This window comes from Dietzia alimentaria 72 (assembly GCF_000226215.1).
GTDB lineage: Bacteria > Actinomycetota > Actinomycetes > Mycobacteriales > Mycobacteriaceae > Dietzia > Dietzia alimentaria.
The window spans coordinates 45,500-71,319 of the sequence record NZ_AGFF01000017.1; the positions used below are offsets into that span (position 1 = coordinate 45,500).

At 68.3% G+C, this 25,820-nt stretch carries 25 protein-coding genes, 1 pseudogene and 2 riboswitches; of the genes and pseudogenes, 8 read left to right on the top strand and 18 right to left on the bottom strand.

What is annotated here, in order from left to right:
- The first annotated feature begins 48 nt into the window (after positions 1-48).
- The 3 genes from ON04_RS07530 to ON04_RS07540 all read left to right on the top strand — a co-directional run bounded on the left by ON04_RS07530 (position 49) and on the right by ON04_RS07540 (position 1,868).
- Entirely contained in the window at positions 49-258 is a 210-nt protein-coding gene (locus tag ON04_RS07530; protein WP_010540992.1) for a helix-turn-helix transcriptional regulator, read from the top strand.
- Positions 259-274: 16 nt separating this feature from the next.
- Positions 275-814 (top strand): hypothetical protein, encoded by a 540-nt coding sequence (locus tag ON04_RS07535; RefSeq protein WP_010540993.1) that lies wholly within the window; start codon positions 275-277, stop codon positions 812-814.
- A 67-nt stretch (positions 815-881) separates the two neighbouring features.
- Positions 882-1,868 carry an esterase/lipase family protein gene (locus ON04_RS07540; protein WP_010540994.1) on the top strand — a complete coding sequence of 329 codons (987 nt, stop codon included), beginning with the start codon at positions 882-884 and terminating at the stop codon, positions 1,866-1,868.
- 195 nt (positions 1,869-2,063) lie between these two features.
- Here the strand turns inward: ON04_RS07540 and ON04_RS07545 are convergent, their stop codons facing one another.
- Positions 2,064-2,561: a beta-class carbonic anhydrase gene (locus ON04_RS07545; protein ID WP_010540995.1), complete on the bottom strand. Its 498-nt coding sequence runs from the start codon at positions 2,559-2,561 to the stop codon at positions 2,064-2,066.
- A 113-nt stretch (positions 2,562-2,674) separates the two neighbouring features.
- Positions 2,675-2,769: riboswitch (SAM riboswitch) on the top strand.
- Between the two features lie 339 nt (positions 2,770-3,108).
- Between ON04_RS07545 and ON04_RS07550 the strand changes: the two genes are divergently transcribed.
- Positions 3,109-3,609, top strand: coding sequence for an OsmC family protein (locus ON04_RS07550; protein ID WP_010540996.1), 501 nt, complete (start codon positions 3,109-3,111; stop codon positions 3,607-3,609).
- A gap of 181 nt (positions 3,610-3,790) precedes the next feature.
- On the top strand, positions 3,791-5,182 hold the full coding sequence (locus tag ON04_RS07555; protein WP_029458009.1) for an aldehyde dehydrogenase family protein: 1,392 nt from the start codon (positions 3,791-3,793) through the stop codon (positions 5,180-5,182).
- A gap of 21 nt (positions 5,183-5,203) precedes the next feature.
- Here ON04_RS07555 and ON04_RS07560 read toward each other — a convergent pair whose 3' ends face one another.
- Positions 5,204-5,401, bottom strand: a complete 198-nt coding sequence (locus ON04_RS07560; protein WP_010540998.1) for a hypothetical protein — start codon at positions 5,399-5,401, stop codon at positions 5,204-5,206.
- Positions 5,402-5,627: 226 nt separating this feature from the next.
- On the opposite strand from ON04_RS07560, the gene ON04_RS07565 reads away from it, so the two are divergent.
- Positions 5,628-6,089: a hypothetical protein gene (locus ON04_RS07565; protein ID WP_010540999.1), complete on the top strand. Its 462-nt coding sequence runs from the start codon at positions 5,628-5,630 to the stop codon at positions 6,087-6,089.
- A gap of 433 nt (positions 6,090-6,522) precedes the next feature.
- On the opposite strand, the gene ON04_RS07570 is transcribed toward ON04_RS07565, so the two are convergent.
- From ON04_RS07570 to ON04_RS07600, 8 genes are all read right to left on the bottom strand, one after another.
- Entirely contained in the window at positions 6,523-7,251 is a 729-nt protein-coding gene (locus ON04_RS07570; protein WP_010541000.1) for a response regulator, read from the bottom strand.
- On the bottom strand, positions 7,248-9,764 hold the full coding sequence (locus tag ON04_RS07575; protein ID WP_010541001.1) for a sensor histidine kinase: 2,517 nt from the start codon (positions 9,762-9,764) through the stop codon (positions 7,248-7,250). The genes ON04_RS07570 and ON04_RS07575 overlap by 4 nt, the downstream gene beginning before the upstream one ends.
- A 9-nt stretch (positions 9,765-9,773) precedes the next feature.
- A complete protein-coding gene (locus tag ON04_RS07580) occupies positions 9,774-10,427 on the bottom strand; it encodes a potassium-transporting ATPase subunit C (RefSeq protein WP_010541002.1) in 654 nt (217 codons plus the stop codon).
- Between the two features lie 3 nt (positions 10,428-10,430).
- On the bottom strand, positions 10,431-12,560 hold the full coding sequence (gene kdpB, locus ON04_RS07585) for a potassium-transporting ATPase subunit KdpB (protein ID WP_010541003.1): 2,130 nt from the start codon (positions 12,558-12,560) through the stop codon (positions 10,431-10,433).
- On the bottom strand, positions 12,557-14,257 hold the full coding sequence (gene kdpA, locus ON04_RS07590) for a potassium-transporting ATPase subunit KdpA (protein ID WP_010541004.1): 1,701 nt from the start codon (positions 14,255-14,257) through the stop codon (positions 12,557-12,559). Before kdpA ends, kdpB begins: the two co-directional genes overlap by 4 nt.
- Entirely contained in the window at positions 14,254-14,355 is a 102-nt protein-coding gene (gene kdpF, locus ON04_RS16190) for a K(+)-transporting ATPase subunit F (RefSeq protein ID WP_081477151.1), read from the bottom strand. Before kdpF ends, kdpA begins: the two co-directional genes overlap by 4 nt.
- Complete coding sequence (locus ON04_RS16720) at positions 14,352-14,519, bottom strand: hypothetical protein (protein ID WP_158217832.1); 168 nt, start codon at positions 14,517-14,519, stop codon at positions 14,352-14,354. Before ON04_RS16720 ends, kdpF begins: the two co-directional genes overlap by 4 nt.
- Positions 14,520-14,697: 178 nt before the next feature.
- A complete protein-coding gene (locus ON04_RS07600; RefSeq protein ID WP_050815295.1) occupies positions 14,698-15,426 on the bottom strand; it encodes a TetR/AcrR family transcriptional regulator in 729 nt (242 codons plus the stop codon).
- Positions 15,427-15,497: 71 nt separating this feature from the next.
- Between ON04_RS07600 and ON04_RS07605 the strand changes: the two genes are divergently transcribed.
- Complete coding sequence (locus ON04_RS07605; RefSeq protein ID WP_010541006.1) at positions 15,498-17,609, top strand: ABC transporter permease; 2,112 nt, start codon at positions 15,498-15,500, stop codon at positions 17,607-17,609.
- 15 nt (positions 17,610-17,624) lie between these two features.
- On the opposite strand, the gene ON04_RS07610 is transcribed toward ON04_RS07605, so the two are convergent.
- The 5 genes and pseudogenes from ON04_RS07610 to ON04_RS17035 form a co-directional block, all read right to left on the bottom strand.
- Positions 17,625-18,425, bottom strand: coding sequence for an energy-coupling factor ABC transporter ATP-binding protein (locus ON04_RS07610; protein ID WP_010541007.1), 801 nt, complete (start codon positions 18,423-18,425; stop codon positions 17,625-17,627).
- Positions 18,422-19,150: a cobalt ECF transporter T component CbiQ gene (gene cbiQ, locus ON04_RS07615; protein ID WP_010541008.1), complete on the bottom strand. Its 729-nt coding sequence runs from the start codon at positions 19,148-19,150 to the stop codon at positions 18,422-18,424. The genes ON04_RS07610 and cbiQ overlap by 4 nt, the downstream gene beginning before the upstream one ends.
- Positions 19,151-19,525: an energy-coupling factor ABC transporter substrate-binding protein gene (locus ON04_RS07620; RefSeq protein WP_010541009.1), complete on the bottom strand. Its 375-nt coding sequence runs from the start codon at positions 19,523-19,525 to the stop codon at positions 19,151-19,153. It lies immediately after the preceding gene.
- Positions 19,522-20,277, bottom strand: a complete 756-nt coding sequence (locus ON04_RS07625; protein WP_010541010.1) for an energy-coupling factor ABC transporter permease — start codon at positions 20,275-20,277, stop codon at positions 19,522-19,524. Before ON04_RS07625 ends, ON04_RS07620 begins: the two co-directional genes overlap by 4 nt.
- A 35-nt stretch (positions 20,278-20,312) precedes the next feature.
- A riboswitch (cobalamin riboswitch) is annotated at positions 20,313-20,543 on the bottom strand.
- Positions 20,544-20,803: 260 nt separating this feature from the next.
- Positions 20,804-21,451, bottom strand: a pseudogene (locus ON04_RS17035) (GGDEF domain-containing protein); the annotation flags it as partial.
- Between ON04_RS17035 and ON04_RS17040 the strand changes: the two are divergent.
- Positions 21,375-21,800, top strand: coding sequence for a hypothetical protein (locus tag ON04_RS17040; RefSeq protein WP_238529262.1), 426 nt, complete (start codon positions 21,375-21,377; stop codon positions 21,798-21,800). The pseudogene ON04_RS17035 and the gene ON04_RS17040 overlap by 77 nt on opposite strands.
- Here the strand turns inward: ON04_RS17040 and ON04_RS07635 are convergent.
- The 3 genes from ON04_RS07635 to ON04_RS07645 all read right to left on the bottom strand — a co-directional run bounded on the left by ON04_RS07635 (position 21,763) and on the right by ON04_RS07645 (position 25,775).
- A complete protein-coding gene (locus ON04_RS07635) occupies positions 21,763-23,127 on the bottom strand; it encodes a sugar transferase (protein WP_010541012.1) in 1,365 nt (454 codons plus the stop codon). The two genes, ON04_RS17040 and ON04_RS07635, sit on opposite strands and share 38 nt — an antisense overlap.
- 296 nt (positions 23,128-23,423) lie before the next feature.
- Positions 23,424-24,728 (bottom strand): EAL domain-containing protein, encoded by a 1,305-nt coding sequence (locus ON04_RS15950; RefSeq protein WP_010541013.1) that lies wholly within the window; start codon positions 24,726-24,728, stop codon positions 23,424-23,426.
- Positions 24,729-24,767: 39 nt separating this feature from the next.
- Entirely contained in the window at positions 24,768-25,775 is a 1,008-nt protein-coding gene (locus ON04_RS07645; protein WP_010541014.1) for a class I SAM-dependent methyltransferase, read from the bottom strand.
- Positions 25,776-25,820 lie beyond the last annotated feature (45 nt).

Consider the following 25,820-nt stretch of genomic DNA (forward strand, 5'->3'; position numbering starts at 1 on the left):
AGTCCGACGAGCAACATCCAGCAGGACAGGCCGTAAGGAGGGGAGCGCGTGTCCACAACCGACGGCACCGCATCCCCGCTCAAGGCGGCCCGCAAACTGCGTGGCCTCACGCAAGCCGAGCTCGCCCGCGAGGTCGAGGTATCGCGACAGACCGTCGTCGCCATGGAACGCGGCGACTACGCGCCCAGCGTCTACCTGGCGCTGCGCACCGCCCGCGCGCTCGAGACCACGGTGGAAAAGCTCTTCCCGCTGGAGTGAGAAGGAAAGGACCATCATGAACACCGCAGCGTCACACGATCGGTTCACAGCTCTGGCGGACATTGTCAGCGGCTTTGATGATCCGTCCATGGGAGACGAGCGCGAACGCGAGGTGATCCTGCGCGCCTACACCTTCGCGATGCAGCTGGGCCTGTACCTCTCGCTGGTCCTGGCCATCTGGCTTTCGGTGGTGGGCGCCGGGCAGTGGTCGCTGCTGCCCGTGCTGTTCGCCGGACTCTCCTCGTGGGCGGCCATCTGGTACTGCTCCCGGGCAGGCGTCGACCTGATGGCCCTCACCCGGCGGGTCCGCCCCAGGAGGCGCCGCGTGGTGACCGCACTGATGACGCTCCTCGTGGCCGCCTGGGGGATCGCACTGGGCGCACACGTGCTGACCGGGTCGCCGCTCTGGGACACCGGAATCGAACTCGGCAGCACGGAGCTGTCCGGCTCCACCCTGGCAGGAGTGGTGGTGGGAGCGATCGCGGGCGTCGTCGTCGTAGTCGTCCTGTCCGCGTATATCCGGCGCCGCACCGAGAGGCTCGACGACGACGAGTGACAGGTGCCCGGCAGAGTTCTCGGCGCGATTCCTGCGCGGAGGGCATCGCACGCGACATGATGGCCCCATGGGATTTCTGCGCACCGCCCGCCACCTTCTCGCTGCCGGCGCGGCCGGATACGCGCTCGCGACGCTGCTGCCCGCGCTGAGAGACGCCCGGCTGGCCAAGGCCATCGACCCGGGCAGTCGGGAGCCGTTGCCCGTGCCGTACACCTTCCTCAGCGGGGCGCTGCGCGAGATCATCACGCCCGGTTCGACGTTGCTGGGGGCGAACAACTGGGAGTGCCGCCCGTCGCCGGAAAAGCCCAGGCCGGTGATCCTGCTCCACGGCACGGCCGGCAGCGGGGCCACCAACTGGGCGACGTACGGCCCGCTCCTGAACAACGAGGGGTTCTGCGTCTTCAGCCTCACCTACGGGGCCCGGCCCGGGGCGACGTGGCCGGTCAGCGAACTCGGCGGGCTCGCCGACATCGAGAAGGTGTCGATGCCGGAGGTGGGCAGGTTCATCGACCGCGTGCTGGAGGCGACCGGCGCGGAGCAGGTCGATCTGGTGGGGCATTCGCAGGGGTCGATGGTCGCGGGACTGGTCGCCAAGTTCGAGCGGCCGGGGCTGGTGCACACGGTGGTGTCGATTTCGCCGCTGTGGAAGGGCAGTGGGGGAGACTTCTCGCTCCGGGCCCTCGGCGCACTGCCCGGTGGGCGCGGTCAGGCCGAGCGCCTGATCCCGCCGTACCTCGAGCAGGTCTCCCCGGGCTCGCGGTTACTACAAAAGTTGTGGACCGGATTCACGCCGTACGCTCCGGGCGTTCGCTACACCAATATCGCCTCGCGCTACGACGGCGCCATCTGGCCGTTCGACTCCGGTCTGGTGCCGGGGGAGGACGTGACGAACATTCTCGTGCAGGACGGGTGCAGCAAGGACTATTCCGATCACGTCGCGATGGCCTCGTCGCCGCGCGTGGCGGATTTTGTGCTGTCCGCGCTCGACCCGGACACGCCACGGGTTCCCCGGTGCGTGGCTATTGCGCCCATCCACGGACCGTTTGGGATGTGAGAGGGGTGCGGTTCGTCGTCCGCGGTCCAGTTCCGGATGCGGCAGAACGTGGATGGCGGTAACATCGCAAGTGGCCGTCAGGTGTCGAAGTCCTTGGCGGCGTCAACGTATGCGGGTGGAGCGGGATGGTCCGACTGCGCGCGCCAATAGTCCGGCCTTACTCGGAGGGCCGAGTGAGGGTGGCTCGCCTACTGATCAGGCGGGGGTGATCTCGCTCAGCCCGCCGTCGGCGACGTTGTAGACGAACCCCCGGACCGCGGTTTCGTGGAGGAGGAACGGGTCGGACTGGACCCGGGCGATCGATTGCCGCACGTCCGCTTCCGGATCGGGGAACGACTCCGGCGCCCATCGCGGCCGCATGCCGGTGTCCGACTGAATCTGGTCCTTGAAGTCGTCGTCTCGGAAGGTGAGCATCCCGCAGTCGGTGTGGTGGATCAGCACTATCTCCTCGGTGCCAAGGAGTCGCTGGCTGATGGCCAGGGATCGCAGGACGTCGTCGGTGACCACCCCTCCCGCGTTGCGGATGACGTGAGCATCTCCCTCGGTCAGTCCGAGAAGTCCGTACGGATTCAGGCGGGCATCCATGCAGGCCACCACGGCAATCTTCCGACCGGGAGGCATGGGCAGATCGCCCTTGTCGAAGTCGGCCGCGTAGGCGCGGGCGCTCTGGAGCAGTTCATCGGTGACGGACATGTCCACAACCTAGTGCTTAGAACCTCGAGCCGCCAGGGTCCCCGGGCGGGCACTCAGCAGTCGGTGGAGGTGGCTTCCCCGCGGAGGCTGCCATCGGCTACTGTGGTCCTCGCCAGCTATCCAGAGCAGTCGAGAAACCTGGTTCGACGACACTGCAGCAACCCCCCGCGCGAGCGGGTGAGGGTGCTCCCGCCAGGAACGATGGGTGAGTGTTCCACGTGCTTTCCGGTAAACCGACTATCGCGCTGCTGACAACGCGCGCGCACATCGACCTGTGCCGCGTTTCCGCGTCCACGGGGCGAATGCTCATCGGCCGGTAACCCACCGGCCCGCCGCGGACGGGTAGTCGACACTTCCCGCGCGAAATCCTGCGCGCCCTGATCTCTACGGGCGCCCCACCCGCTCAATCGCGAGCGCGTCCGATCATGTCCGGGCGCGATCTCGCGCGTGCCAGGTGGGCTCGGATCCGCCGTCGTGTGTTCCTCCCGTCCGGGGTGGCTCCCAGCCGACCGCGACACTTTCCCAAAACGAAACGAGCACTCCTGCCATGACCATCACCGACACCACCACGGCCACCGCTGATCAGGCCGCCGGGCAGCACGCCCTCCGGGTGCACACCCGTGCGGCCCTCGTGCCGGGTACGGCAACCCAGGTGCGCATCGACGCCCGCGATCATCAGTTTGTGGTCGACGAGCCCGCCGACCTCGGCGGCAACGACGCCGGGGCCAACCCGGTTGAACACCTTCTCGCCGCGCTCGGTTCGTGCCAGGTGATCACCTATCAGGTGTGGGCTCAGAAGTTGGGCCTCACGCTGGACAACGTGGAGATCGACCTGGCCGGTGACATTGACCTGCGCGGATTCTTCGGCCTCGACCCGGACGTGCGCGCGGGTTTCCAGACCATTACCGCGACAATCCGGATCACCGGCCCGGAGGAGCAGGCCCGCTACGACGAGCTGATCGCCACGGTCGAGAAGCACTGCCCGGTGGGCGACACGCTCGTCGCCGGGGTGCCGGTGCACGTGGCCGTGGACGTCGCCGCGCGCTGATCGGTCGCACGCGCTGGTTATAGGAACCCGCACCGCGCCCGTCGCCGCCTGCACCTCCGTGCGGGCGGCGACGGTAGTGGGCAAGATTGCGGACTGGCAGAGTTACCTAACACCCGTCAAAATGTGATGCTAATCTCCGCAAAGGCCGCCCGCTGATGACGTAAACCCCTCCGCCGCCGACCTGCTGCAACGCCAGCAGGCTGCCCAGACCGCCGTCGCCCCTCCCTCCGCCGACGGGCGTCGCGCTCGCCTCCAGTCCGTGATCGACCTGCTGGTTCGTCATCATGACGAGTTCGCGGACGCGCTGGACGCCGACTTCGGCGGACGCCATCGCGGCTACTCGCTCATGACCGACATCCTGGGCTCGCTGGGCCCCCTCAAGCACGCCCGCGACAACCTCGAGACCTGGATGCAGGCAGACGAGCGGCCCGCCTATTCGCCGTACGACCAGATGGGCGCCCGCGCCGAGATCCGGTACGAGCCCAAGGGATCGGTGGCGGTCCTGGGTACCTGGAATGCTCCGCTGTTCACCCTGTTCGCGCCGCTGGGCGGGGTCCTGGCCGCCGGCAACCGCGCGGTGCTCAAGCCGTCCGAGATCACTGCCCGCACCGCCGAGCTCCTCCAGCGGCTGGCCGCGGCCGAACTCGACCCGGACGTGGTCGCAGTGATCACTGGCGGCCCCGATGTGGCGGAGGAGCTCACGCTACTGCCGTTCGACCACATCGTCGTCACCGGTAGCGCCCCTGTCGGTCGGGCGGTCATGGCCAACGCCGCCCGCAACCTCGTGCCCGTCACCCTGGAGCTGGGCGGCAAGTCGCCCGTCATCCTGGGCCGCACGGCCGACCTGACCGACGCCGCCACCAAGGTCGCGGTGGCCAAGGGCACCAACGGCGGCCAGATCTGCGTCAGCCCCGACACCGTCTACGTGCCGCGCGAGCACTGCGACGCGTTTTCTGACGCCGTGTCGGAGGCGTTCCGCGCGATGTACCCGGCCGCCGGCAGCAACGACGACGTGATCGCGGCCGTCAACGAGCGCCACCTTGACCGGGTCGACGGCTACGTCCGCGATGCCGTCGAGCGCGGCGCCCGCGTGGTGACCGCGCCGGCCGAGGACCCGTCCACCGCTGACCGGCGCCGCCCACTTCGCATCGTGATGGACCCGCCGGCCGACGCAGCCATCCGCGGCGAGGAAATCTTTGGCGCCGCCATGGTGGTGCAGCCCTACGACACGATCGACGAGGTGGTGACCGCCGTCGCCGCCGGCCCCACCCCGCTCGCGTTGTACTACTTCGGTAACGACGACGACGAGCGCGAAGACGTCCTGGCCCGCACCCGCTCGGGAGGCGTGACGATCAACAACGTCATGATGCACCCCGGCATGAACGACGCCCCCTTCGGCGGACTCGGCGACTCCGGCATGGGCCACTACAACGGTCGAGAAGGGTTCCTCGAGTTCAGCCACGCCCGCACGGTCTTTCACGCACCCGACGCGGACCCGCGGGGGGAGTGGGGCATGCTGCCGCCGTACGGCGAGCACTTCACCGACATGATGGCGGCGCAGATCACGCCGTGAGCGCGCCCAAGCGAAACCGCGCTACGCGTCGATAGTCGGTTCCGCGCCGACTTCGTCGTCGCCATCAGGCACGTCAATCAGCTGATCGGCAACGTCGGCGGGGTCGGCCTCGATAGTGGCGTCTTCGATGCTGGCCTCGGGCTCGTACTCCTCCGGTGCGGTGAGCGAATCCGGTCCTGGGATGTATTCGTCCGGGTCGGGGCGGTCCTCGATGGTCATCGCGCACTCCTCTCTTGCGGGGCCGTCAGCAGCCCGCGGGCTCCGACCCCACCTTTAGCACCTCCCAGCGGGCGGCGCTAGTGGCCGGGGAACGGACGACGCGGCCGCGCGTCGAATTCTCCAGCGGGTTGCAGGCCGGGCTGAAGCTGCGTTGACCCGCCTTCTCGTCGCGTAGCGGGATAGCGTCACAGCAGACCCAGTCGCGACCAACCGGAGGCCACCGCTGATGACCACGACAGACCCGATGAATGCCCGACGTTTGATGATGCGGGTCGGGACCGCAGTTGCCGCATCCGCCCTGGGAGCGATCTGCGTGGTGGGGGCCGCTCCCGCCGGTGCGCAGCCGGCCGCCCCGCCGATCCCGCGAGGGATGCCGATGGTGGTCAGCGATGTCCTGGGGCCGGGTGATGTCGGGTTCTGGGACCCCGCGGTCAGCGGTACGCGCGTGTGGACGCCGGTTGCGCCCGGGGTCGAGGTGGCGTGCGCGACGGGTTTCACCCCGGTCATCTCCTGCTCGACACTCGACATGCGGGATCTCACCTCGCCGCAGCGGTCGTTGCAGTTCGTCGACCTGCCCACCTTCAGCGGTCCGCCATTGCGTATGTGGTTCGACTACCCCCGCTGGGGAGACGGCTCCACTGCCGAAGTGAACGACCGCATCATTGCCAGGTTGATGCAGCGACGCTGACCAGGCGGGTTGCTTTGGCTGGTGTGGACTGCGGTCGTCGTCGTCGTTCTTGTTCTGGGGGCGGCGGGGGAGTGGATCACCTACGGGCTCGGGTGGCGATAACCCTCCAAGTGAAACTCTCTGGCGGCATCAGCTTTGTGGGGTGGTCCGACGGGCAGACGCACGCGGAGCAGCGGTTCTCGACATGCCTGAGCGGTCGGGGTGGACGTAGACGGTCGGCGTGGACATAGAGCCATCGCATCTGGCCGGAGGTTCGCTGCCCGTGTGACCTGCGCTGCGGGAATGGTCCCGACACGCAGCGTAGGCGGGGTGTGACCGTGCATTCTGGCAGCGCGAGGCGTGGAGGCAGCGTATGCGGAGGGACTTGTGCTGGCAGCTGGCCAGGTGCGAAGTCAGAGCCGGCCAGGTGCGGAGTCTGAGCCCGAGGCCACTTTCACCTCTCGGGGGGCAAAGTTTCTTCCCCGTCGTTCTCCCGCGCCGCTCTCGCCACGAACCGGTACCCGCGCCCCGGTTCGGTGATCAGGTGTCGCGGTGCGGCGGAGTCGTCCTCGAGCTTGCGACGCAACTGCGCCATGTAGACCCGCAGGTAATGGGTCTCCTTCTGGTAGCCCTCACCCCACACCGCGCGCAGGATCTCCTGCTGCGTGACCAGTCGGCCGGGATTGCGGACGAGCATCTCCAACACGCCCCATTCGGTGGGTGTCAGGCGAACGGGCTGGCCGTGGCGGGTGACCGTGGAGGTGCGCAGATCGATGGAGAAGCCGGGCGTCTCGATCACCGCCGGGCCCGTTGGCGCGGGAGCCTGCACTCGGCGCAGCGCGGCGCGGACCCGGGCAAAGAACTCGTCCATCGCGAACGGTTTGGTCACGTAGTCGCTCGCACCGGCGTCCAGGGCCTCCACCTTGTCCGACGAGTCAGTGCGCGCAGACAGCACGAGCACCGGCGCCCGCGACCAGCCCTGCAGACCATGCAGCACCTGGACGCCGTCCATGTCCGGCAGGCCCAGGTCCAGGATGATGAGATCGGGATCAGCGTCGGCCGCGCGGGTCAGGGCGTCGGCAGCGGTCGCGGCGGTCACCACCGTCATCCCGCGGGCCCGCAGGTTGATTCGAAGGGCGCGCAGCAGCTGCGGGTCGTCGTCCACCACCAACACGGTCGTCATCGCACCGCACTCTCCGCCAGGGTCGCCTCGCACGCCGGCAGGTCCACCTCCACGGTGGTGCCACCGCCCGGCGTCTCGTCAATCGACACGGTCCCGCCCATCGCCTCCACGAACCCCCGCACCACGGACAGGCCCAGACCGATCCCGGAGGAGGCGTTGGAATCGCCCTCCCGGTGGAACGCGCGCAGGACCGTCTCGCGCGACCCCTCGGGGATCCCCTGGCCCCGGTCGGCCACGGCGATCAGCGTGCGCGCATGCCCCTCCACCCGCACCGTCCGGGCGGTCAGCCGGATCTGTGATTCGGGCGCGTGGCGCAGTGCGTTGTCCAGCAGGTTGCCCAACGCCCTTTCCACCAGTCCCTCGTCGGCCCAGACGGTGGCCCCCGCGGTGTCCACGGTGACGCGCTCGCGGTCGGATGCACGGCCCACCGTCGCCGCCAGTAGCGCGGTCACGGCCGTCTCCTCCACATCCACCTCGCGCGGCACCGGGTGCACGGCGCCGGCCGCCAACCGCGAGGAGTCCAGCAGGTTGTCCACCAGCGAGACCAGATGGTCCACGGACTCGTCGATGGTGACCAGCAGCTCGGCGGTGTCCTCGGGACCGAAGTCCACGTCGGTGGCCCGCAGGGAGGACACCGAGAGCTTGACCGCGGCCAGTGGGGTCCGCAGGTCGTGGCCCACGGCGCTGAGCAGTGACCGGCGCAAGCGGTCGGTCTCGGCCATGGCCTGGGCCCCGGCCGCGATCCGCGCCAACTCGCCGTGGCGCACCAGCGACGATGCGTGGCCCGCCACCACGTCCAGGATCTCCCTGTCGTGACCCGTCAGCTCGGGGCCCGCCAGGAGCAGGTGGTCGCCGGCGGCCGTGGTCACCGCAGTGGTGGCGTCCTCGGCACGGATCGGGGCGCCCGCCCCCGCGCTCGCGAGGACCGCCCCGCCCGCGTCGACCAGTGCCGCGCCGTCCTGTGTGTAGACGTTGCGCACCTTCTCCAGCAGGTCGTCAAGCCGGTGCGTCCGCAGCGCCGAGCGGGCGAACAGAGTGAGTAGTTCGGCATCGCGTGCGGACCGGGAGGCCTCGCGGTGCCGCCGCGCCGACAGGTCCACCAGCAGCGAGACCGCGATCGCCACCGCCACCATCGCCAGCAACGAGACCATGTTGTTGGGGTCGGCCACCGTCAGGCTGCCGACCGGGGGAGTGAGGAAGAAATTCAGGGCCAGCGCAGAGATCAGCGCGCACACCGATGCCGGCCACACCCCGCCCAGTAGGGAGACCGCCAGCACGCCGACCAAAAAGAACCAGCCGTGCGCCGTCACATCCCACCGCTGGTCCACCAGTTGGGTGACCCCCAGGATCGAGGCGGGGACGGCCACGGCACCCACCCACGCCAGCACCCGGCGGGCGGCCGGCCGAGGCACCGGCAGTGGGCGCGCGTCCGAGGATTCGGCGTGAGTGACCATGTGCACGTCGATCGGCCCGGACTGCTGGAGCACCGACGAGCCGATGCCCTCATCGAACAAGCGCCTCCACCGGCTGCGGCGCGAGGTGCCCAGGACCAGCTGCGTGGCGTTGACTCCGCGGGCGAACTCCACCAGCGTGGTGCGCACGTCGTCGCCGGCCACCACGTGGACACTCGCCCCGCAGCTCGCGGCGACCTCGCGCACCTGGGGCAGGTGGTTGCGGGACGTGGCCAGCCCGTCCCCGCGCAGGACGTGCACCACCACCAGATCAGCCGAGGAGCGGGAGGCGATCCGGCTCGCGCGGCGCACCAGCATCGTGGACTCCGGGCCCCCGGTCACCGCCACCACCACGCGTTCGCGGGCCTCCCAGGTGTCGGTGATCTGCTCGGCGTGCCGGTAACGGGACAGGGCCTCGTCCACCCGGTCGGCCAGCCAGAGCAGTGCGAGCTCCCGCAGGGCGGTGAGGTTGCCCACCCGGAAATAGTTGCCCAGCGCGGGGTCCACCTGCTCGGCCCGGTACACCTGCCCGGCGCTGAGACGGCTGCGCAGCTGCTCGGGGCTCACGTCGATCAGTTCGATCTCGTCCGCCGCCCGCACCACCGCGTCCGGGACCGTCTCCTGTTGCTCGGTGCCCGTGATGCGCGAGACCACGTCGTTGAGGCTCTCCAGGTGCTGGATATTGAGCGTGGAGTGCACGTCGATCCCGGCATCGAGCAGGGCGGCGATGTCCTGCCAGCGCTTGACATGCTCGGCGCCCGGCACGTTGGTGTGGGCCAGCTCGTCCACCAGGGCGATCTCGGGGTCGCGGGCGAGGACCGCCGGCAGATCCATCTCACCCATCACGGTGCCGCGGTAGGTGAGCTCGCGGCGCGGGACCTGCTCGAGGCCCTCGAGGGCTGCCGCGGTCCCGGTGCGCCCGTGCGTCTCCACCAGGCCCACCACCACGTCGTGACCATCGTCCTGCAGCTGCTGGGCCCGGCGCAGCATCTCGGTGGTCTTACCCACACCCGGCGCCGACCCCAGGTAGATCAGCAGGCGTCCCCGCGCAGAGCCCGTCATAAGATGAACCTACTCCCGCGCATCGCACGCAGGTGCGGTGAGCCCCAGCGCCACGTTGAGCTCGGTCACCCGTACCCGGGGCTCGCCCAGGAAACCCCACTGCCGGCCGTCGGTGTGAGCCTCGACCAGCTCGCTGACCTGCTGCTCGTCCATACCTGTGGCGCGCGCGACCCGGGGGATCTGGAGCGCGGCGTACTCCGGCGAGATGTGTGGGTCCAGCCCGGAGCCGGAGCCGGTGACCGCGTCCACGGGCACCTGGTCAGGCGTGACGCCCTCGCGCTCGGCGATCACCCGGCGGCGCAGCTGCACCCAGTCGGCCAGGTCCGGATTGGACGGGCCCCGGTTGGACGGCAGCCCGCCGGACGGGTCCCCGGGGGCCATGGCGGCCGCAGTGGGGTCGGCTTCATCCCCGCTGCCGGCGACGCGGGAGTGGAAGTAGACGTCCGGCGCGCCGGGGCCGACCTGCGGGTCGGTGGCCTGGAGCGCCGAGCCCACCGCGCAGCCGGCGGAGTCGTGGACGATCGACCCCTCTGCCGAGTCGGCGTCCAGGCGGGACACCGCCCACACGGCGCCCGGATAGACCAGGCCGCACAGGACGGTGAAGACGGCGACGGCGATCAGCGCAGGCCGCAGTTGACGGAGAAACATCTGGAGAGTGGTCATGATTCACGCGATCCCGGGCAGGTGGCGGATGAGGAGGTCGATGAGCCAGATCCCGGCGAAGGGGGCCGCGATGCCGCCCACGCCGTAGATCAGGAGGTTGCGCCGCAGGAGAGACGCGGCCGAGCCGGCCCGGTACCGGATGCCCCGCAGAGCGAGCGGCACCAGCAGGACGATCACTAGTGCGTTGAAGATCACCGCGGACAGGATGGCCGACTCCGGGCTGGCCAGCCGCATCACGTTGAGCACCTCGAGCTGCGGGAACACCCCCACGAACAGGGCGGGCAGGATGGCGAAGTACTTGGCCAGGTCGTTGGCCAGCGAGAAGGTGGTGAGCGCGCCGCGCGTGATGAGCAGCTGCTTGCCGATGCCCACGATCGCGATGAGCTTGGTGGGGTCCGAGTCGAGGTCGATCATGTTGCCGGCCTCTTTGGCGGCCGTGGTGCCGGTGTTCATGGCCACGCCCACGTCGGCCTGCGCGAGGGCGGGGGCGTCATTGGTGCCGTCGCCGGTCATGGCGACCAACCTGCCGCCCGACTGCTCCTCGCGGATGCGGCGCAGTTTGTCCTCCGGGGTGGCCTCGGCCAGGAAGTCGTCGACCCCGGCCTCCTCCGCGATCGCCGCGGCCGTGATCGGGTTGTCCCCGGTGATCATGACCGTGCGGATCCCCATTGCACGCAGCTCCGCGAACCGCTCCCGCATACCCGGCTTGACCACATCCGCGAGCTGCAGCACTCCGACCACGGGATCGGAGTCGATCACGGTGTCGTCGTTGTCGTCGTCCCCACCGTCGAGGGTGGTGACATCGACGACGACGAGGGGGGTCGCACCCCGGCGCGCCACGGTCTCCACGGTGGCGCGAACGCCGTCGGGCGCCCGGCCGCCGAGCTGGTCCAGCCATGCCAATACCGAATCGGACGCGCCCTTGCGGATCCGGCGGGTGCGGCCGGCTCCGGCGGGCAGGTCGACGCCCGAGAGGCGGGTGTGGGCGGAGAACGCCACGGTGACCGCGTCGTGGGGCAGCGTGTGGTCGGCCGGGCCGACTTCCCGAGTACACAGTTCGACGATGCTGCGACCCTCCGGCGTCTCGTCGGTCAGGCTGGCCAGCAGCGCGGCCCGGGTGACCTCCTCGGAGGTCGACCCGTCGGCCGGGTACACAGCCACGGCGCGGCGGGACCCGAACGTGATGGTGCCGGTCTTGTCCAACAACAGGGTGTCGATGTCGCCGGCGGCCTCCACCGCCCGCCCCGATCGGGCCAGAACGTTGTGCTGGACCAGCCTGTCCATGCCGGCGATGCCGATGGCGGAGAGCAGGGCCCCGATGGTGGTGGGGATGAGGCAGACCAGCAGGGCGATCAGCCGGATGGGGTCGACCTGGCCGCCGGAGTAGGCGAGCATCGGGCCCAATGCCACCACGGCCACCAGCAGGACGATGGTGAGCATCGCCAACAGGATGTCCAGGGCGATCTCATTGGGCGTCTTGCGGCGCTCAGCGCCCTCCACCAGCGCGATCATGCGGTCCACAAAGGACTCACCGGGGGAGGAGGTGATGCGCACGACGATCCTGTCGGACAGCACCACGGTCCCTCCGGTCACGGCGCTGCGATCGCCGCCGGATTCGCGGATCACCGGCGCGGACTCGCCCGTGATGGCCGACTCGTCCACGGTGGCGATGCCTTCCACCACGTCGCCGTCGCCGGGGATGGTCTCGCCCGCGACCACCTCCACCAGGTCGCCGATCCGTAGTTCACTCGACGGCACGGTCTCGGGGCTGCCGGGGCTGCCGGGGCCTCGGAGGACGCGGGCCGTGGTCTCCCGGGTGATCGCGCGCAGACTGTCGGCCTGGGCCTGCCCGCGGCCTTCCGCCACGGCCTCGGCGAGGCTGGCGAACAGGACGGTGGCCCACAGCCACGCGGCGGTCGCCCAGCTGAACACGCTCGGGTCCATCGCGGCCAGCACGGTGGTGAGCAGCGAGCCGACCCACACCACAAACAGCACAGGATTGCGCGCCTGGTGCCGCGGGTTGAGTTTGCGCACAGCTGTGGGCAGGGCGGCGCCCAGAGTCCGGGTTAGCGGGGCCGCGGACGGGTTGCGCCGGGCCGGTCGGGGGTCGTCAAGGGTGGGCGATGCGGTCACTGGAGTGCCTCCGCGATGGGTCCGAGGGTCAGGACGGGTAGGAACGTGAGAGCGGCCACCAGCAGGATCACGCCGGCGAGCAGACCGGCGAACAGGGGCCGGTTGGTCGGCAGGGTGCCGGGTCCGGGCGTGCTCCGGGACTGTGCGGCGAACGCGCCCGCCATAGCCAGGACCAGGATGATCGGCAGGAACCGACCGAGCATCATGACCACGCCCAGCGCGGCCTGGAACCAGTGGTCGGTGACGGTGAGGCCACCGAACGCCGAGCCGTTGTTATTGGCGGCGGAGGCAAAAGCGTAGAGGTATTCGCTCAACCCGTGTGCGGCGTTGGGCGAGCCCGGGTCGCCGCTGTTGCCCTGGGCGTCGAGCGCGGCGGGAAGCAGCGCGGTCACCGCGACGCCGGTCAGCACCAGTACGGGCATGACCAGCAGCGAGAGGCTGGCGCATGTGATCTCGCGGCGGCCGATCTTCTTGCCCAGGAACTCGGGGGTCCGGCCGACCAGCAGTCCGCCCACGAACACCGCGAGCACCGCCAGGACCAGGATCCCGTAGAGACCGGTCCCCACACCGCCGGGCGCGACCTCACCGAAGAGCATGTTGAGGATCAGTGCGCCGCCGCCGAGCGCCGAGTAACTGTCGTGGGCCGAGTTGACCGCGCCCGTGGACGTTCCCGTGGTGGACACGGCGAACAGGGTGGAGCCGGGAATGCCCATGCGGACCTCCTTGCCCTCCAATTGCGCGCCGGCGGCACCCGCGGCCACTCCCACCGCGTGGTACTCGGCCCAGGTGACTACCGCGAGCATGCTGGCCCAGAGTCCGGCCATCACGCCGAGGATCGTCAGCCCGTGCGCGCGGCTTCCGGCGCCCGAGCGGGCGAGCATCGTGCCGAACGTGCGGGTCAGGCACACCGGGATGCACAGCAGCGCCAGGATCGACAGGAGGTTCGCGACCGGGGTGGGGTTCTCGAACGGGTGCGCCGAGTTGGCGCCAAAGATGCCGCCGCCGTTGGTTCCGAGCAGCTTGATGGCCTCCTGGGACGCCGCAGGGGCGGTGGCAATGGTCTGCGCGGTGCCGTCCAGGGCGGTGACCGCGGCGCCGCTGCCGAAGGACTGAACGACCCCCTGGCTGAGGAACAGCACGGCGAACACCATGCTCACCGGGAGCAGTACCCGGATGATCGCGCGGGTGAGGTCCACCCAGAAGTTGCCGATCTCGTCGGTGCGGACCCGGCATAGGCCGCGGACCACAGCTATGGCTACGCAGATGCCCACGGCCGCCGAGACCACGTTCTGCACCGTCAGCCCGGCCATCTGGGTGAGGTTGGTCAGGGACCCCTCGGGGAGGTAGGACTGCCAGTTGGTGTTGGTGACGAACGAGGCCGCGGTGTTGAAGGCCATGGGCGGGTCGACGGCGACGTGATCGGTACCCATCGACGGCAGCAGATGCTGCGCGCGCTGGAGGGCGTAGAGCGCCAGGAAGCTGAGCGCGGAGAACGCGATCACGCTCAGCGCGTAGACCCGCCACGTCTGCTCGCGCCGCGCGTCCACCCGCAGAACGCGGTAGACTAGGCGCTCCACCTTCAGATCGCGCTCGCTGGAGAAGACCCGCGCCATGTGGTCGCCGAGCGGGACGTACAGGCAGGCCAGAAGCGCGAGCAGGGCGGCGACCTGCAGTCCGGCCGCGATCGCGGGGCTCATGAGAACCGCTCCGGATCCATCAGCGCGGCCAGCAGGTAGCCGAGCAGGGCTATAGCGATCGCGATGAGCAGCACGGACGTGACGCCCGCGACGGTCATCGCTCGCCCTCCGGCGCAGTCGCGGTGTGTGGGGCGGGTGCGCTGGCGGCGGGTGTGCCGCTGGCGGCGGGCACCAACTTCTCCGACCGGGCCAGCCGGTCGATGACCCCAACGCAGCCGGCCATGCAGGCCAACATCAGCGCGAGGTAGGCGATATCGAGCATCGCAGGGCAGTCGCTTTCTCTAGAGATCGGTGCGGCGGTCGCCGACACTGCCCCTTGAGCGTCCTGCCTAAAACCTGCGCCCGGTAGGGGCGTTTACGCACTCTTGACGCCCCGGCCGGGGATCTTTACCCCGCCCTGACACCGCGCGTGACCACCGGTCCGGGCGCGTATCCGAGAGCTAGAGCAGCGGCGGCGTGGAGAAGCGCAGGAGATACTCCCCGCGCCGGGTCTGCGGTGCGGTGAGCAGGCCCACGATCGAGTCAATGAGGAAGTAGCCGACGTCCAGCCAGCTGCCCTTCGCAGTCTGGTCCTGGCGCTGGGCCTCGTACTCGGCGCAGGCACCGAACACCAGGTGGCTGAGGATTCCGATTCGGGCGCGCAACACCTCGCTGGAAACTCCAGTCGAGAATTGCGACATCCGGGTCACCAGGTCATCGAGCTCCCCGGTGTCATTCGGGCTTGTCGCGAGGACCGACTCGAGCGAGGGGGTCTGGCGGACTTGGGCGAGGAACCGGGCCCGCCAGCTGGGTACGGGTAGCGAATCGAGTTGCTCGACCCACGGCAAGATCCTGCATGCCACCACGTCGTGAAACTCCGGATCGGTACCCAGAGCCGCAACCAACTCGGCGCGGCGCTCCGCCACCGACTCGAGATGACGGTTGATCAACGCGCGGACGAGCCCGTCCCGACTGCCGAAGTGGTAGGTGACCGCCGAATGATTGGCCGTGCCAGCGCGTTCGGTGATTCGCCGAAGCGATACCGCATCGATGCCGTGTCGGGCGAAGAGCTCCTCCGCCGAATCCATCAATGCCTCCTGCGCCTTGTCGCTGCGCTGCCCCACGATCGCCTCCTGCTCTCGGCCGATCCGGTCGGCGTCGTTGATCCCCCGTCGCGTGGATCTGATCACAGAGTGCCAGAGTTTTACGCCAAGTGTCGTAATCTCGAGAAGTCGCACCATTCTTTTGTGAGGAGACCCAGTTGAGCGCAACGTCCGAGGCCGCAGCCGCCCTGAAGAAGGAAAAGGCGGAGATGGTGGGCCGGTACGCGGCGCTGTTCGTCATGCCGATCCTCATGGTCGGCATGATGATCACCGGCTACCTCGGGGCCATGCACTCACCGGCCCCCAACAACATGCCGATCGTCGTGGCCGGCGCTGTCACCGAGGCCGCGCCGTTCGCGGAATCCCTCGAGAATGCCGACCCGGGAGCGGTGGAGACCAGGGTCGTCGAGGACGCAGGGCAGGCCCGCCGATTGGTGATCGATCGCGAGGTTGCCGGTGCCGTCTCCCTGGACGGCGACACCGCGACCCTCTACACCGCCGGCGGTGCGGGCGCCTCCCAGCGTTCGGTGGTCACGTCGATCGTGACCCCGCACGCCCTCGCGCAGGGGATGACGGTCACGGCCGAGGACCTCGCCCCGCTCCCGGATACCGACATGTCCGGGCTGGGAGCCATGTTCATGGCCACCGCGCTGGCTTTGGCGGGATACCTCCCGTTCAGCGTCGTGGTCTCCAACTCCCCGGAACTGCTCAGATTCCGTCGCGCGGTTCCACTGCTCGCCGCGTGGTCAGCGATCGTCGCGGCCCTGGTGTGGGTGGTCACCGGCCCGCTTCTCGGGGTCGTCCACGGTCACACCGCCCAGGTGCTTGCGATTTCCTGGCTGGCAGTGTTCGCCATCGGCAGCGTGCAATTGTTCTTGACCCGCATTTTTGGCGCCATGGCAGTGCTGGTCGGGATGCTGTTCCTCATGGCGCTCGGCATACCCGCATCGAACATGGGCATGTCCATCTACACCTTGCCGTCGCTGTACCCGGTCCTCCACGCGTTTCTGCCCACCCCAGCCACTGGTGAGGCCCTCCGATCGGTGCTCTACTTCGACGGGGCCGGGGTCCTGCCGCACCTTGTAGTGCTGGCGCTCGGCGCCACCGCGGGTCTCGGTGCGACCGTCCTTGTGGACCGTCGGCGCGAACGTAAAAACCCCTCGCCGGATCCGGTGGTGATCTCCATGCCGTCCCTGCACGGTGGCCCCCGTCCGCGCAGCCGGTTCTGGCGCTACACGTCGCTGTTCCTCTTCCCCTTCCTCATGGTCGGCATGATGATCTCGGTGATGCTTGGCGCGATGGACAAACCGACCCCGCGCGAGATGCCCGTCGCGGTGGTCGGGACCACCATCGAGCAGGCGCAGCAGACCATCGACGGGCTCAACTCGCAGATGGAGGGCCTGTTTGACCTGGATGCTGTCGCCACCACCGAGCAGGCCCGTGAGCGGGTCGCTGCTCGCGAGGTCGTGGGCGCTTTTGTTCTGCCGACGCCCGGGGCGCCCGCGGCCACCCTGCTCGTCAACGAAGCCGGTGGAAGCCCCGCGCAGCAGATCGTCAGCCAGGTGTTCGCTCAAGTGGCCAGCGGGCAGCAGGTGGACCTCGTCACCGAGGACGTCGCTCCGCTACCCACCTCCGACAGCGCAGGGAACGTGAGCATGTACATCGCCATGGGGTGGATCCTCGCCGGATTCCTCGTGATCGTGGTGGGCGCCAACGCGGCCCCCACGAGCCGGCCCCTGCGCCGGTTGCTCCCCATCACCGCCGTGTATGCGGTCGTCATGTCCGGGTTCGTGTGGCTCATCGCCGGCCCCATCACCGGGGCGATCTCCGAACACTTCTGGCCACTGCTCGGTGTCGGAGCCATCGCGATCTTCTGCGTGGCGATGTTCTCGGCGGTACTCGAGAGACTCCTCGGGATGCTCGCGGTGATCCCAGTGGTGGGAGTCCTGATGTTCCTCGGGGTCCCGTCATCCAACGGAGCACTATCGATCTATATGGAACCGACGATCTTCCGCATCCTGCACGACTACCTGCCTATGCCGGCGGCAGTCGAGTCGATACGGTCGATCCTGTACTTCGACGGCGACGTCGTGCCCGGCCACCTGCTTACCTTCGCAATCGTGGGAGTGATCTCGCTGGTGCTGGTGATGCTCATCGACCGCATCAAGCCGCTGCGGACCACCATCGACCATCACACCGAACCCGCGACCCCGCCGGCACCGGCTCCCGCGGCACCCGGCAGCGACGCCAGCGAACTCGCCCGGGTCTGACCCACGGGTGCCGGGTCAGACGTCGCCCGGGCTGAGGACCGTCCGGCCCAGGCTCTGCGAGACCGAGGCGCCCCACGGGGGCTTCAGCCTGGCCGAGGCGAGCAATTCCTGATCGCGCAGCACGTCGTGGGCCGGCCCGCGCGTGAGGCTGCCCCCGGCGAGTACCACGGCCTCATCGGCCCAGGCCCACGCGAGATCTACATCGTGGGTGGCCATGACGATCGCGGTGCCCTTCTGGTGGAGGGCGTTGAGCTCGGCGATCAGGTCGTCGCAGGCGAGCGGGTCGAGTCCGGCGGTCGGTTCGTCGAGCAGCAGGACGCGGGGTCGCATCGCCAACGCCCCGGCCAACGCCACCCGCTTGCGCTGGCCGAACGACAGGTGGTGAGGGACACGATCCGCGAGGTCTGAGATCGCCAACGAGGCCAAGGCGTCGTCGACCCGGCGCGTCACCTCGTCGGGCCCGAGCCCCAGATTGACGGGGCCAAAGGAGACGTCGGCGCGCACGGAGGTGGCAAAGATCTGGTCCTCGGGCTCTTGGAGCACCATCTGCACGGACTCCCGCAGACGAACCCGGTCCGCACGCCGATCCCGGACCTCCGCGCCGTCGAGTTCGAGCGCCCCGGCGTCGGGCTGGGCGAGTCCCACCAACAGCCGCATCAGAGTGGTTTTGCCGCTGCCGTTCCCGCCGAGCAGCGCGATCCGCGCCCCGGCAGAGACAGCCAGGTCCACGCCGTCGAGCACGGTGTGTCGGCGTGCGCCCGTCGTATCGGCGCGCCGGTAGGAGAAACGGCCACCGGTGAGCGACAGGATGGTCATGTCATCACCCCCACAATTGCGACGGCCACCAGGACAAACGCGAACACGGCCACGCGAGCGGGGGAGACCGGTCGCGCGGTGGCCAAGACCGCGGTCTCGCCCCGCTCGGCCCGCAGCGACATCGCGTCGTCGATCGCGCGAGCACGCGTCACCGCCAGCACGAAAACCGACGCGAACTGGGTGCCTACCGAACTGATCGCGGAGCGGGCGGTCCGGTTGCCCAGTCGAAGTTCGTGGGCCTGACGCAGGGTGCGGGTGGTGCCGATGAGGATTCCGATGAGTCGATACGTCGTGTCCACGACGTGTGCCAGCGGGGCGGGCAGTCCGGCCCGCCGCGCGGAGGCCAGCAGGTCCGCGACGGGCGTGGTGCAGGCCAGCGTGATGGTGGCGGCGGTCGCGGCAATCGCCCGGCTGATCGTGCGCCACGCGGTGTCTACCCCGGCGGGGTCCACCACGAGGCGCCAGTTCACCACGTCCAAGATCAGGGGGCCGACGCCCAGGATCAAAAAAACCACGGGCGCGAGCAGGGCCGGGATGTAGACCCGCGCAGGCACCCGGGCCAGGACCAGCGCGCAGATAGCGCAGATGGCGAGGATCACCCCGTGACCCACCGGTGGCGGCACGAGTAGTGCCGCCACCAGCAGACCACCGAAGAGCAGGAGCTTCTCAGCGACCGAGTAGCCGGTCCACCGGTTGTGCGAGGCCGCCAGTTCGAGGGGGTTCACCTAGTGCGCGGCGGGATCCGCGGCCGGCCCCGGGGATGCAGCAGGTGCCGCTGCCGCAGCGCTGGCGTACTCCCGCCGCAGCCGGGTCCTGGTCCGCAGTACTCCGAGGCCGTAGCCCACGATCCCGCCACCGATGCCCGCCTGCAGGGCGAACAGCCCGGATTCGACCTCGCTGGGCAGTTCGGGCACCAGGGGCTCGAACCAGGGCTCGTATTGCGGTGAGACCTCGCCGATAGTGCCTTCGGCTTGACCGTCGGCACCCTCAAAAGCACCGCCGGCGCCCGTGCCGTAGATCAACGAGAACACGGCGATCGCGCAGGCGGCGACGATCAGCCCGACCAGGATCCAGATATTGGCGTGCTTGTGGCGGGTCATCGTGCCTCCTCCGCGATCTCGACGTGGGCGTCGCCGGCACCCGCACCCGCGTCCGTGGCGGACGCGTGGTCGCCGGCACCTGTGAGGCGCGCACGGCGGAAGAATCCGAGCAGGTCCAACTCGTGCGAGGCGATGCGCATCAGCACGCTGACGATCACCACCACGATGAGCGCCTCGACGATCGCGAGCGGGATCTGGGTGAGGGCGAAGACGGCGAGGAACTCACCCATCGAGTACCAGAGTCCGTGCTCGGCGCTCGGAAACGCCAGCGCGAGCTGGGCGCTGGTGGTGATGTAGGTGACGAGGTCGGCCAGGAATGCGGCGACGAACACCGCCCCTAGAAGGGGCACGGTGAGCCGTCGGCACAGGACGAACGCCCCGTAGGCGGCCCACGGGCCGGCGATTCCCATGGAGAAGACGTTTGCGCCCAGCGTGGTGATCCCGCCGTGGGCGAGCAGTAAGGCCTGAAACAGGAGCACGACCGTGGCGACGAACGCCATGACGGGTGGTCGGAAGATGATCGTGCCCAGCCCGGTCCCCGTGGGGTGCGAGCTCGAGCCCGTCACCGACGGGAGCTTGATGGCCGACATGACAAACGTGAACGCCCCGGCGACACCGAGGAGAACACCCGCCTCCGGCGTCTTACGGACTGTCTTGATGACCTCACGCGCGCCGTGGATCACGAACGGCGCCGCGACGACCGTCCATGCCGCGGCATGCGCCGAAGGCAGGAAACCCTCTGCGATATGCATCTGTTGAAACCTTTCTGCCCGTCACCTCGCGGACAATCGTGGTGGCAGCCACGGCCGGTCTCCTGACTCACGATTCCCCCGGCCCACCTCGATGAGAGGGGCCGGACCGCCACCGGTCCGCCTTCCCACCCGCACGAGGAGCGCGAGCAGTGGCATGAAGGACCGGCGACATCACCGCTTACAGTGGCGAGGGCCGCCCCGGAGTCTCACCGGGTTCCCGATCGCCGTAGCTGCGCAAAGCGTATACCGTGAGTGCCCGCAGAGGGGAAGCGAGATATCGATTCCGCAGACTGTCCAGCGTGAGAGCACACCTTCGCGATCCGACGACTTCCTCTGCCGCCTGCCGCCGAGGTTCGAACTGCTGTCCGGCCCGCGAGCGCGACGGGTTATCGATTGCCGGGCTGATCGTTGTGCCGATGGTCTCGTCCTGGAGCCCCGGTGTCCAGGAGATCGTGGGCGAAGGACGTAACACGACCCGGTCTCGTCCGAGAGACTTGGCCACGTAGGTGCCGAGGTCCGCCTGCCGGGTGAGCTCGTCGATGATTGTGGAGGCGTTCGGGGCGCCTGCGGTCTCCGTGACGATCGATGCGACCACGACACCGATGCTCACCGTCACCTCGCCTCCCTCGGCGACCGCCGACCGGATGCGCTCCGCGGCGGCGCTGGCGTCCACCTTGTTCTCGGTTGCGAACATCACCACGAACTCCTCGCCGCCGATGCGGCTCACCAGACTGTTGGAGGGGGCAGCGGCGGAAATGATAGCTACGGAATTCACGAGCACCCGGTCACCGGCGGCGTGCCCACGCGAGTCGTTGACGGACTTAAAGTGGTCGACATCGATGAGGAGAAAGCCCACCTGCAGGCCACGGTGAACGCAGTTCTCGAATACTCGCGCGTGTCGGCGGGTCAGGCCGCGCCGGTTCAGCGCGTGGGTGAGTGGGTCAATTTCTCCGAGGCGCTCCACTTTCCTCATCGCGAACTCCAGTGAGCTTCGGAGGGTCGCCACCAGTGCCACCGGTATCGAGACCGTGAGGAGCGACGCGCCGACGGCCACAAGTCGGGCGACGAGTGAAGTCGACCAGAAAACGGAGAAACCCGTGGCGAGAAGCAATGCTGCGACCGTGACCCCGATGGTTGTTCGCCTGGGCGAGGACATTGCGGCGATGGCGGGCATGGCGGACAGTAGCGCGACGAAAGCCGGGGCGACGGCCGGGTCGGTCACGATAAACGCCGAGATCGCCAGGCCGACCATGGCGGCGATGCCGACCACCCTGAACTGGAGGTCAGTCAACCTGCCCACTCGGAGCGTGAAGACGAACAGGATGACCGCACACACCCATACTGAGATGAGTATCGATACCGCGCCCGCGTGGAAAAGTTCCGGGCTGGCTACGGCGAGAAGAGGAAGGAGCAGGCCCCCGCAGCTACTGACAAGGACGGCGGCGGATCGGGCGTCGTACCTCTCCCAGACCTGCAGACGCATTCTCATGAGCCCGTTCGCCCGAGAACCGCTCTGGCGGTGAGGAGCAGGATTTTCACGTCGAGCCAGACGGACCAGTTCTGGATGTAAAAATTGTCATAGAGGACGCGGTCGCCGATGTTCGTGTCTCCGCGCAGACCGTGGATTGCCGCGAACCCGGTGAGCCCGACGGGTACCCGATGGCGATCTTGGTACGAGGGGACACTGCGGACGAACTGCTCGACAAAATGTGGGCGCTCCGGTCTCGGCCCGACCAGCGCCATATCCCCTCGCACGACGTTCCACAGCTGGGGCAGCTCGTCGAGTGAGTAGGTGCGAAGGAATCGCCCGAACGGATTGATCCGGTCCTCGGAATGCCAGTCAGTGTCGGAATCCATATCGCAGACCGAGCGCATCGAGCGAAACTTGTACAGGACGAACTCACGGCCGCCGCGTCCCACCCGAATCTGCCGGAACAGGATCGGCGAAGCGGGATCGGACACCGCCACCACCAGCGCGATCAGCGCGAGCACGGGGGCGAGTACCAAGAGCGCGACCCCGGCCACCGTGACGTCGAAGAATCGCTTGGTCGTCCAGTACCACGTCCGATAGATGTGCCGGCGAACCCTGATGAGCGGAATGGTGTCGATCCGATCCATATCCGAGCTGAGGTGAACGAACTCGTACACGCGCGGCACCAGAAAGATCTCGCAGTCCAGGTCGTCGCACTGCCGCAGGGGGGACACGAGGGTGGAATCGGGACTGTGGCGGAACGCCACGATCACCGTGTGTACGTCCATTTGCGTCACGACCTCGTTGAGCGGACGGTCGAGGACGGGTACGGGCAGCGGGCTGACGTCGAGCAACGGGTCCGAATCGATCACGGCGACCGCTTCCAGGCCGAGCTCGGGAAACTCCCGGATACCGTCCAGGAGTTCGGCAGCGACCTTGCCGCCCCCCACGATGATGGTTCGTCGCCTGGCCGCAGGAGACTGGCGCCGGCGTCGGCGAACTGTAGCGTAATAGGCGCTGCGGGTGAAGGTGAGCGCCAAAAATACGCAGGTGGTCATGAGGAGCAGCTCTGCAACCGGCTTGCCCCCGCCCCGGGCGAACTCGATAATCAGGGCGCCTACCAGCACGGCCGCCCCAAGTCTGGGAACGTCGTTGAGCGCTGAAAGGGTAATGAGGGAACGGTAGTTTCCGGACAATTCCACGGCCAGGACCACCACCAGGGCGCCCGCCACCGCCCCCGCGAGGGTGTCCACGATTGCCGCCAAGACGGCTCTGGTGACGGCGATGTCCAGCCCCGCCAGAACGAGATCGGACCCGTGGCGTGACAGACGAATGCGCTTGCGGCGCGTGGGAACAATGGCCGCACTACGGATAGCCATGTCAGACGTCCCCGGCCGGTGGCCGACGACGGTTCGCTGATCGCTCCGGTCGGACGGGCACACGTCGGGTGCCCAGGTGTCGTAAAAGTCGGCCCCTCATCGGTGCGCTTCACCCCCCTGCGCGGAACCGGGTCTTCTTACACCCGTCCGCGCCATATGAAGTGAGGATATACTGATTATCTATAAGTGCAAGAGGTTTCCGTGCCGATGTTAAAGGTGATCACTCGTGTGCTCATCGGGAGAGTCCGGGCCGGTAGGTGGCGCGTTCATCGCTAGGTGAGCCGCACCGACGGCCCTTATCGAGCGGTGATGGTGGCAGCCGGAGCGGGGCGGCCGAAGTAATACCCCTGCGCATGGGTGAAACCGATGTCGCGTAGAACGGGGATCTGATCCTCGTTCTCCACCCCTTCGGCCACGGTGACAATCCCCAATGACCGGGAGATATCGCACACGGCGCTAACGATTTTCCGGATAGATGGATCCGCGGCCATGTGCACCAGTGACCGGTCGATCTTGGCCACACTCACCGGCAGGTCCGCCAGGTAGCGCAGGGCCGCGAAACCGGTTCCGAGGTCGTCTATGCAGATCACGCACCCCATCGCGGCGAGCGCCTCGATCGTCCGCACAGCCGGGGACTCGGCATCGATGATGTCGCGTTCGGTGACCTCTACCCAGAGTGAGGAAGGGGAGACCGCGTGCTCATCCAGGGATCGTTGGATGCTTGCGAGGAGGGACGGATCCGCCAGTTGTCGCACAGAGTAATTGATCGACATGAACAACGGGTCGGACGGCCGCTCGCTGTTCCATAGGGCGAGTTGCCCGACCACCGCACGCGTTCCGGCCCGTCCGATCGGCATGATCAGCGAGGTCTCCTCGGCGGCCGGTAGAAACGCCGGCGGAGTGAGCAGCGTGTTGCCGCGGCGCCACCGCAGCAGGGACTCATATCCCAGGGTCCGGGCATCGTAGAGATCGACGATCGGCTGATAGTGCATCTCGAAGTCGGCTCTGGCAGCCTGTGCCATCGCGGTACGCAGCTCCGACGTCTCCCAGATCTGAGGGAGTGTCGAGTCAGTGGCCTCGTGGAGGTGAACACCGGACTCGGCAGCCTGATGGGCGGCTGCGTACGCCGCGCGCAGTAGAAGGTCAGGGTCCGAAGTTCCGGTCTTCAGCGCGGTTGCCATTCCCACCCGGGACTGTACGAAACGCTGGTGCCCGGACACAGGTAGAGGAAGCGAGAGTTGCTCCAGCAGGGCCGCCGCGACCTCGGCGGGGTCACTGATCTCGGTGTCGAAGAGCGCTATCAGGGTTCGATCCACGGGGCCGGGCAGTGCTACCGCACGCTCTCCGAGCGCGGCCCGCAGCATAGACAGGCCAGCGGACCTGATCTGCTCGGCTTCGACGAACCCGTAGGCGCTGGAAAAGCTACCGGTCAGGTCTAGTCCAACGACGATCACACCGGGCGCAGCCGGATCGAACGTGAAGCCCGACGAGTAGCACGCCGCGACATGCCGGGCCAGGTATCCACTATCGGAGCAGGGCTCGAGCACCAGTTCCTCCTCCGGGTTCGGATTCCCGCTGCAGAACTCTAGCCGGACTGCCATTCCTCATTCGATGCGACTCGCGCCATGGCTGGCGACGGATTAGACCTTCTCCGCGATGATCCGCCAGTTGAGGTCGGCGATCTTCGCCCGTTCCGCCTCGTTCCAGGCCTCGCCCCCGGTCTGGAGCAAATCCAGTGATTCCTCCACCCAGGGGGGCAACACGCGAACCTTCTCCAGCGCGCGGACCGCCATTCGGCCGCGGTGGATGAGCGCGGCCTTCTGATCGCACAACGGCCACGCCTCGCTTCGAGACGGCGCCGAGAGCACGATCCGAAATCCCGCCCGCTCCAGTGCCGCGCACACGTCCGCCGGATACATGGACTGCGTGGCCGCGAGCGTGGGCAGGTAGCGCTTGTGCAGCGCGACGTGCTCGTCGTTATCCCAGTCGAAGAACGGGGTCAGCAGATACTCCGAGCAGGCGTAGCGCGCTCCCGGCTTGAGGATCCGGTACATCTCGCGGGCGTGGTCGTCGAGTTCGTCCTTCTTGAAGAACGGCCACACGGCCTGGACGGAGAAGCAGCCGTCAAAGGATTCCGAGGCGTAGTCGAGGGGGCGGTGGTGGTCTCCCCAGGTGAAGTGCAGCCGGTCGCTCATGCCCGTCTGCGCCGCCCACTGATCGGCGTTCTCGAGTTGATTGGGATCGATGTTGTACCCGGAGACCTGGCCGCCGGTCATGGTGGCAACGTGGTGGGCGATCCGGCCGCGACCGCAGCCCATGTCGAGCAGGTGGGAGGAGGCTGGCTCGGCGAGCGCGAGGTCGCGCACGAGGTCCTGCTCCAGCAGGATCTGGTTGCCGTACAGCCCCTGCTTGGGGTCGAGCATCGGCGGGATGTAGAGCTTCTCCAGGTCGAACACCGAGAGCAGGTTGTTGAGGACCTTGTAGTAGTCCGCCACGGCCCGCGTCTCGTCCGCGGTCTCGGTCTCCTCGCCGGCCTGCATGCGCTGGAAGAATTTGAACGCGTCGATCGCCGAGCGTTTGTCGGCGTCCGGAAGTGTTGCCAGACGGGCAACCCCCGTCGCGGCGGTGCGTACCCGGTACAAGTTCACGGCATCCCCCTGAGTGTGACGTGGACCACGTCTCAGCCTGACATT

Coding starts and splice junctions, on each gene's coding strand:
- ON04_RS07535 (WP_010540993.1), top strand. CDS start 275: ATGAACACCGCAGCGTCACACGATCGGTTCACAGCTCTGGCGGACATT.
- ON04_RS07540 (WP_010540994.1), top strand. CDS start 882: ATGGGATTTCTGCGCACCGCCCGCCACCTTCTCGCTGCCGGCGCGGCC.
- ON04_RS07545 (WP_010540995.1), bottom strand. CDS start 2,561: ATGTCCGTCACCGATGAACTGCTCCAGAGCGCCCGCGCCTACGCGGCC.
- ON04_RS07550 (WP_010540996.1), top strand. CDS start 3,109: ATGACCATCACCGACACCACCACGGCCACCGCTGATCAGGCCGCCGGG.
- ON04_RS07560 (WP_010540998.1), bottom strand. CDS start 5,401: ATGACCATCGAGGACCGCCCCGACCCGGACGAATACATCCCAGGACCG.
- ON04_RS07565 (WP_010540999.1), top strand. CDS start 5,628: ATGACCACGACAGACCCGATGAATGCCCGACGTTTGATGATGCGGGTC.
- ON04_RS07570 (WP_010541000.1), bottom strand. CDS start 7,251: ATGACGACCGTGTTGGTGGTGGACGACGACCCGCAGCTGCTGCGCGCC.
- ON04_RS07575 (WP_010541001.1), bottom strand. CDS start 9,764: ATGACGGGCTCTGCGCGGGGACGCCTGCTGATCTACCTGGGGTCGGCG.
- ON04_RS07580 (WP_010541002.1), bottom strand. CDS start 10,427: ATGACCACTCTCCAGATGTTTCTCCGTCAACTGCGGCCTGCGCTGATC.
- kdpA (WP_010541004.1), bottom strand. CDS start 14,257: ATGAGCCCCGCGATCGCGGCCGGACTGCAGGTCGCCGCCCTGCTCGCG.
- kdpF (WP_081477151.1), bottom strand. CDS start 14,355: ATGACCGTCGCGGGCGTCACGTCCGTGCTGCTCATCGCGATCGCTATA.
- ON04_RS16720 (WP_158217832.1), bottom strand. CDS start 14,519: ATGCTCGATATCGCCTACCTCGCGCTGATGTTGGCCTGCATGGCCGGC.
- ON04_RS07610 (WP_010541007.1), bottom strand. CDS start 18,425: ATGACCATCCTGTCGCTCACCGGTGGCCGTTTCTCCTACCGGCGCGCC.
- ON04_RS07620 (WP_010541009.1), bottom strand. CDS start 19,525: ATGACCCGCCACAAGCACGCCAATATCTGGATCCTGGTCGGGCTGATC.
- ON04_RS07625 (WP_010541010.1), bottom strand. CDS start 20,277: ATGCATATCGCAGAGGGTTTCCTGCCTTCGGCGCATGCCGCGGCATGG.
- ON04_RS07635 (WP_010541012.1), bottom strand. CDS start 23,127: ATGGCTATCCGTAGTGCGGCCATTGTTCCCACGCGCCGCAAGCGCATT.
- ON04_RS15950 (WP_010541013.1), bottom strand. CDS start 24,728: ATGGCAGTCCGGCTAGAGTTCTGCAGCGGGAATCCGAACCCGGAGGAG.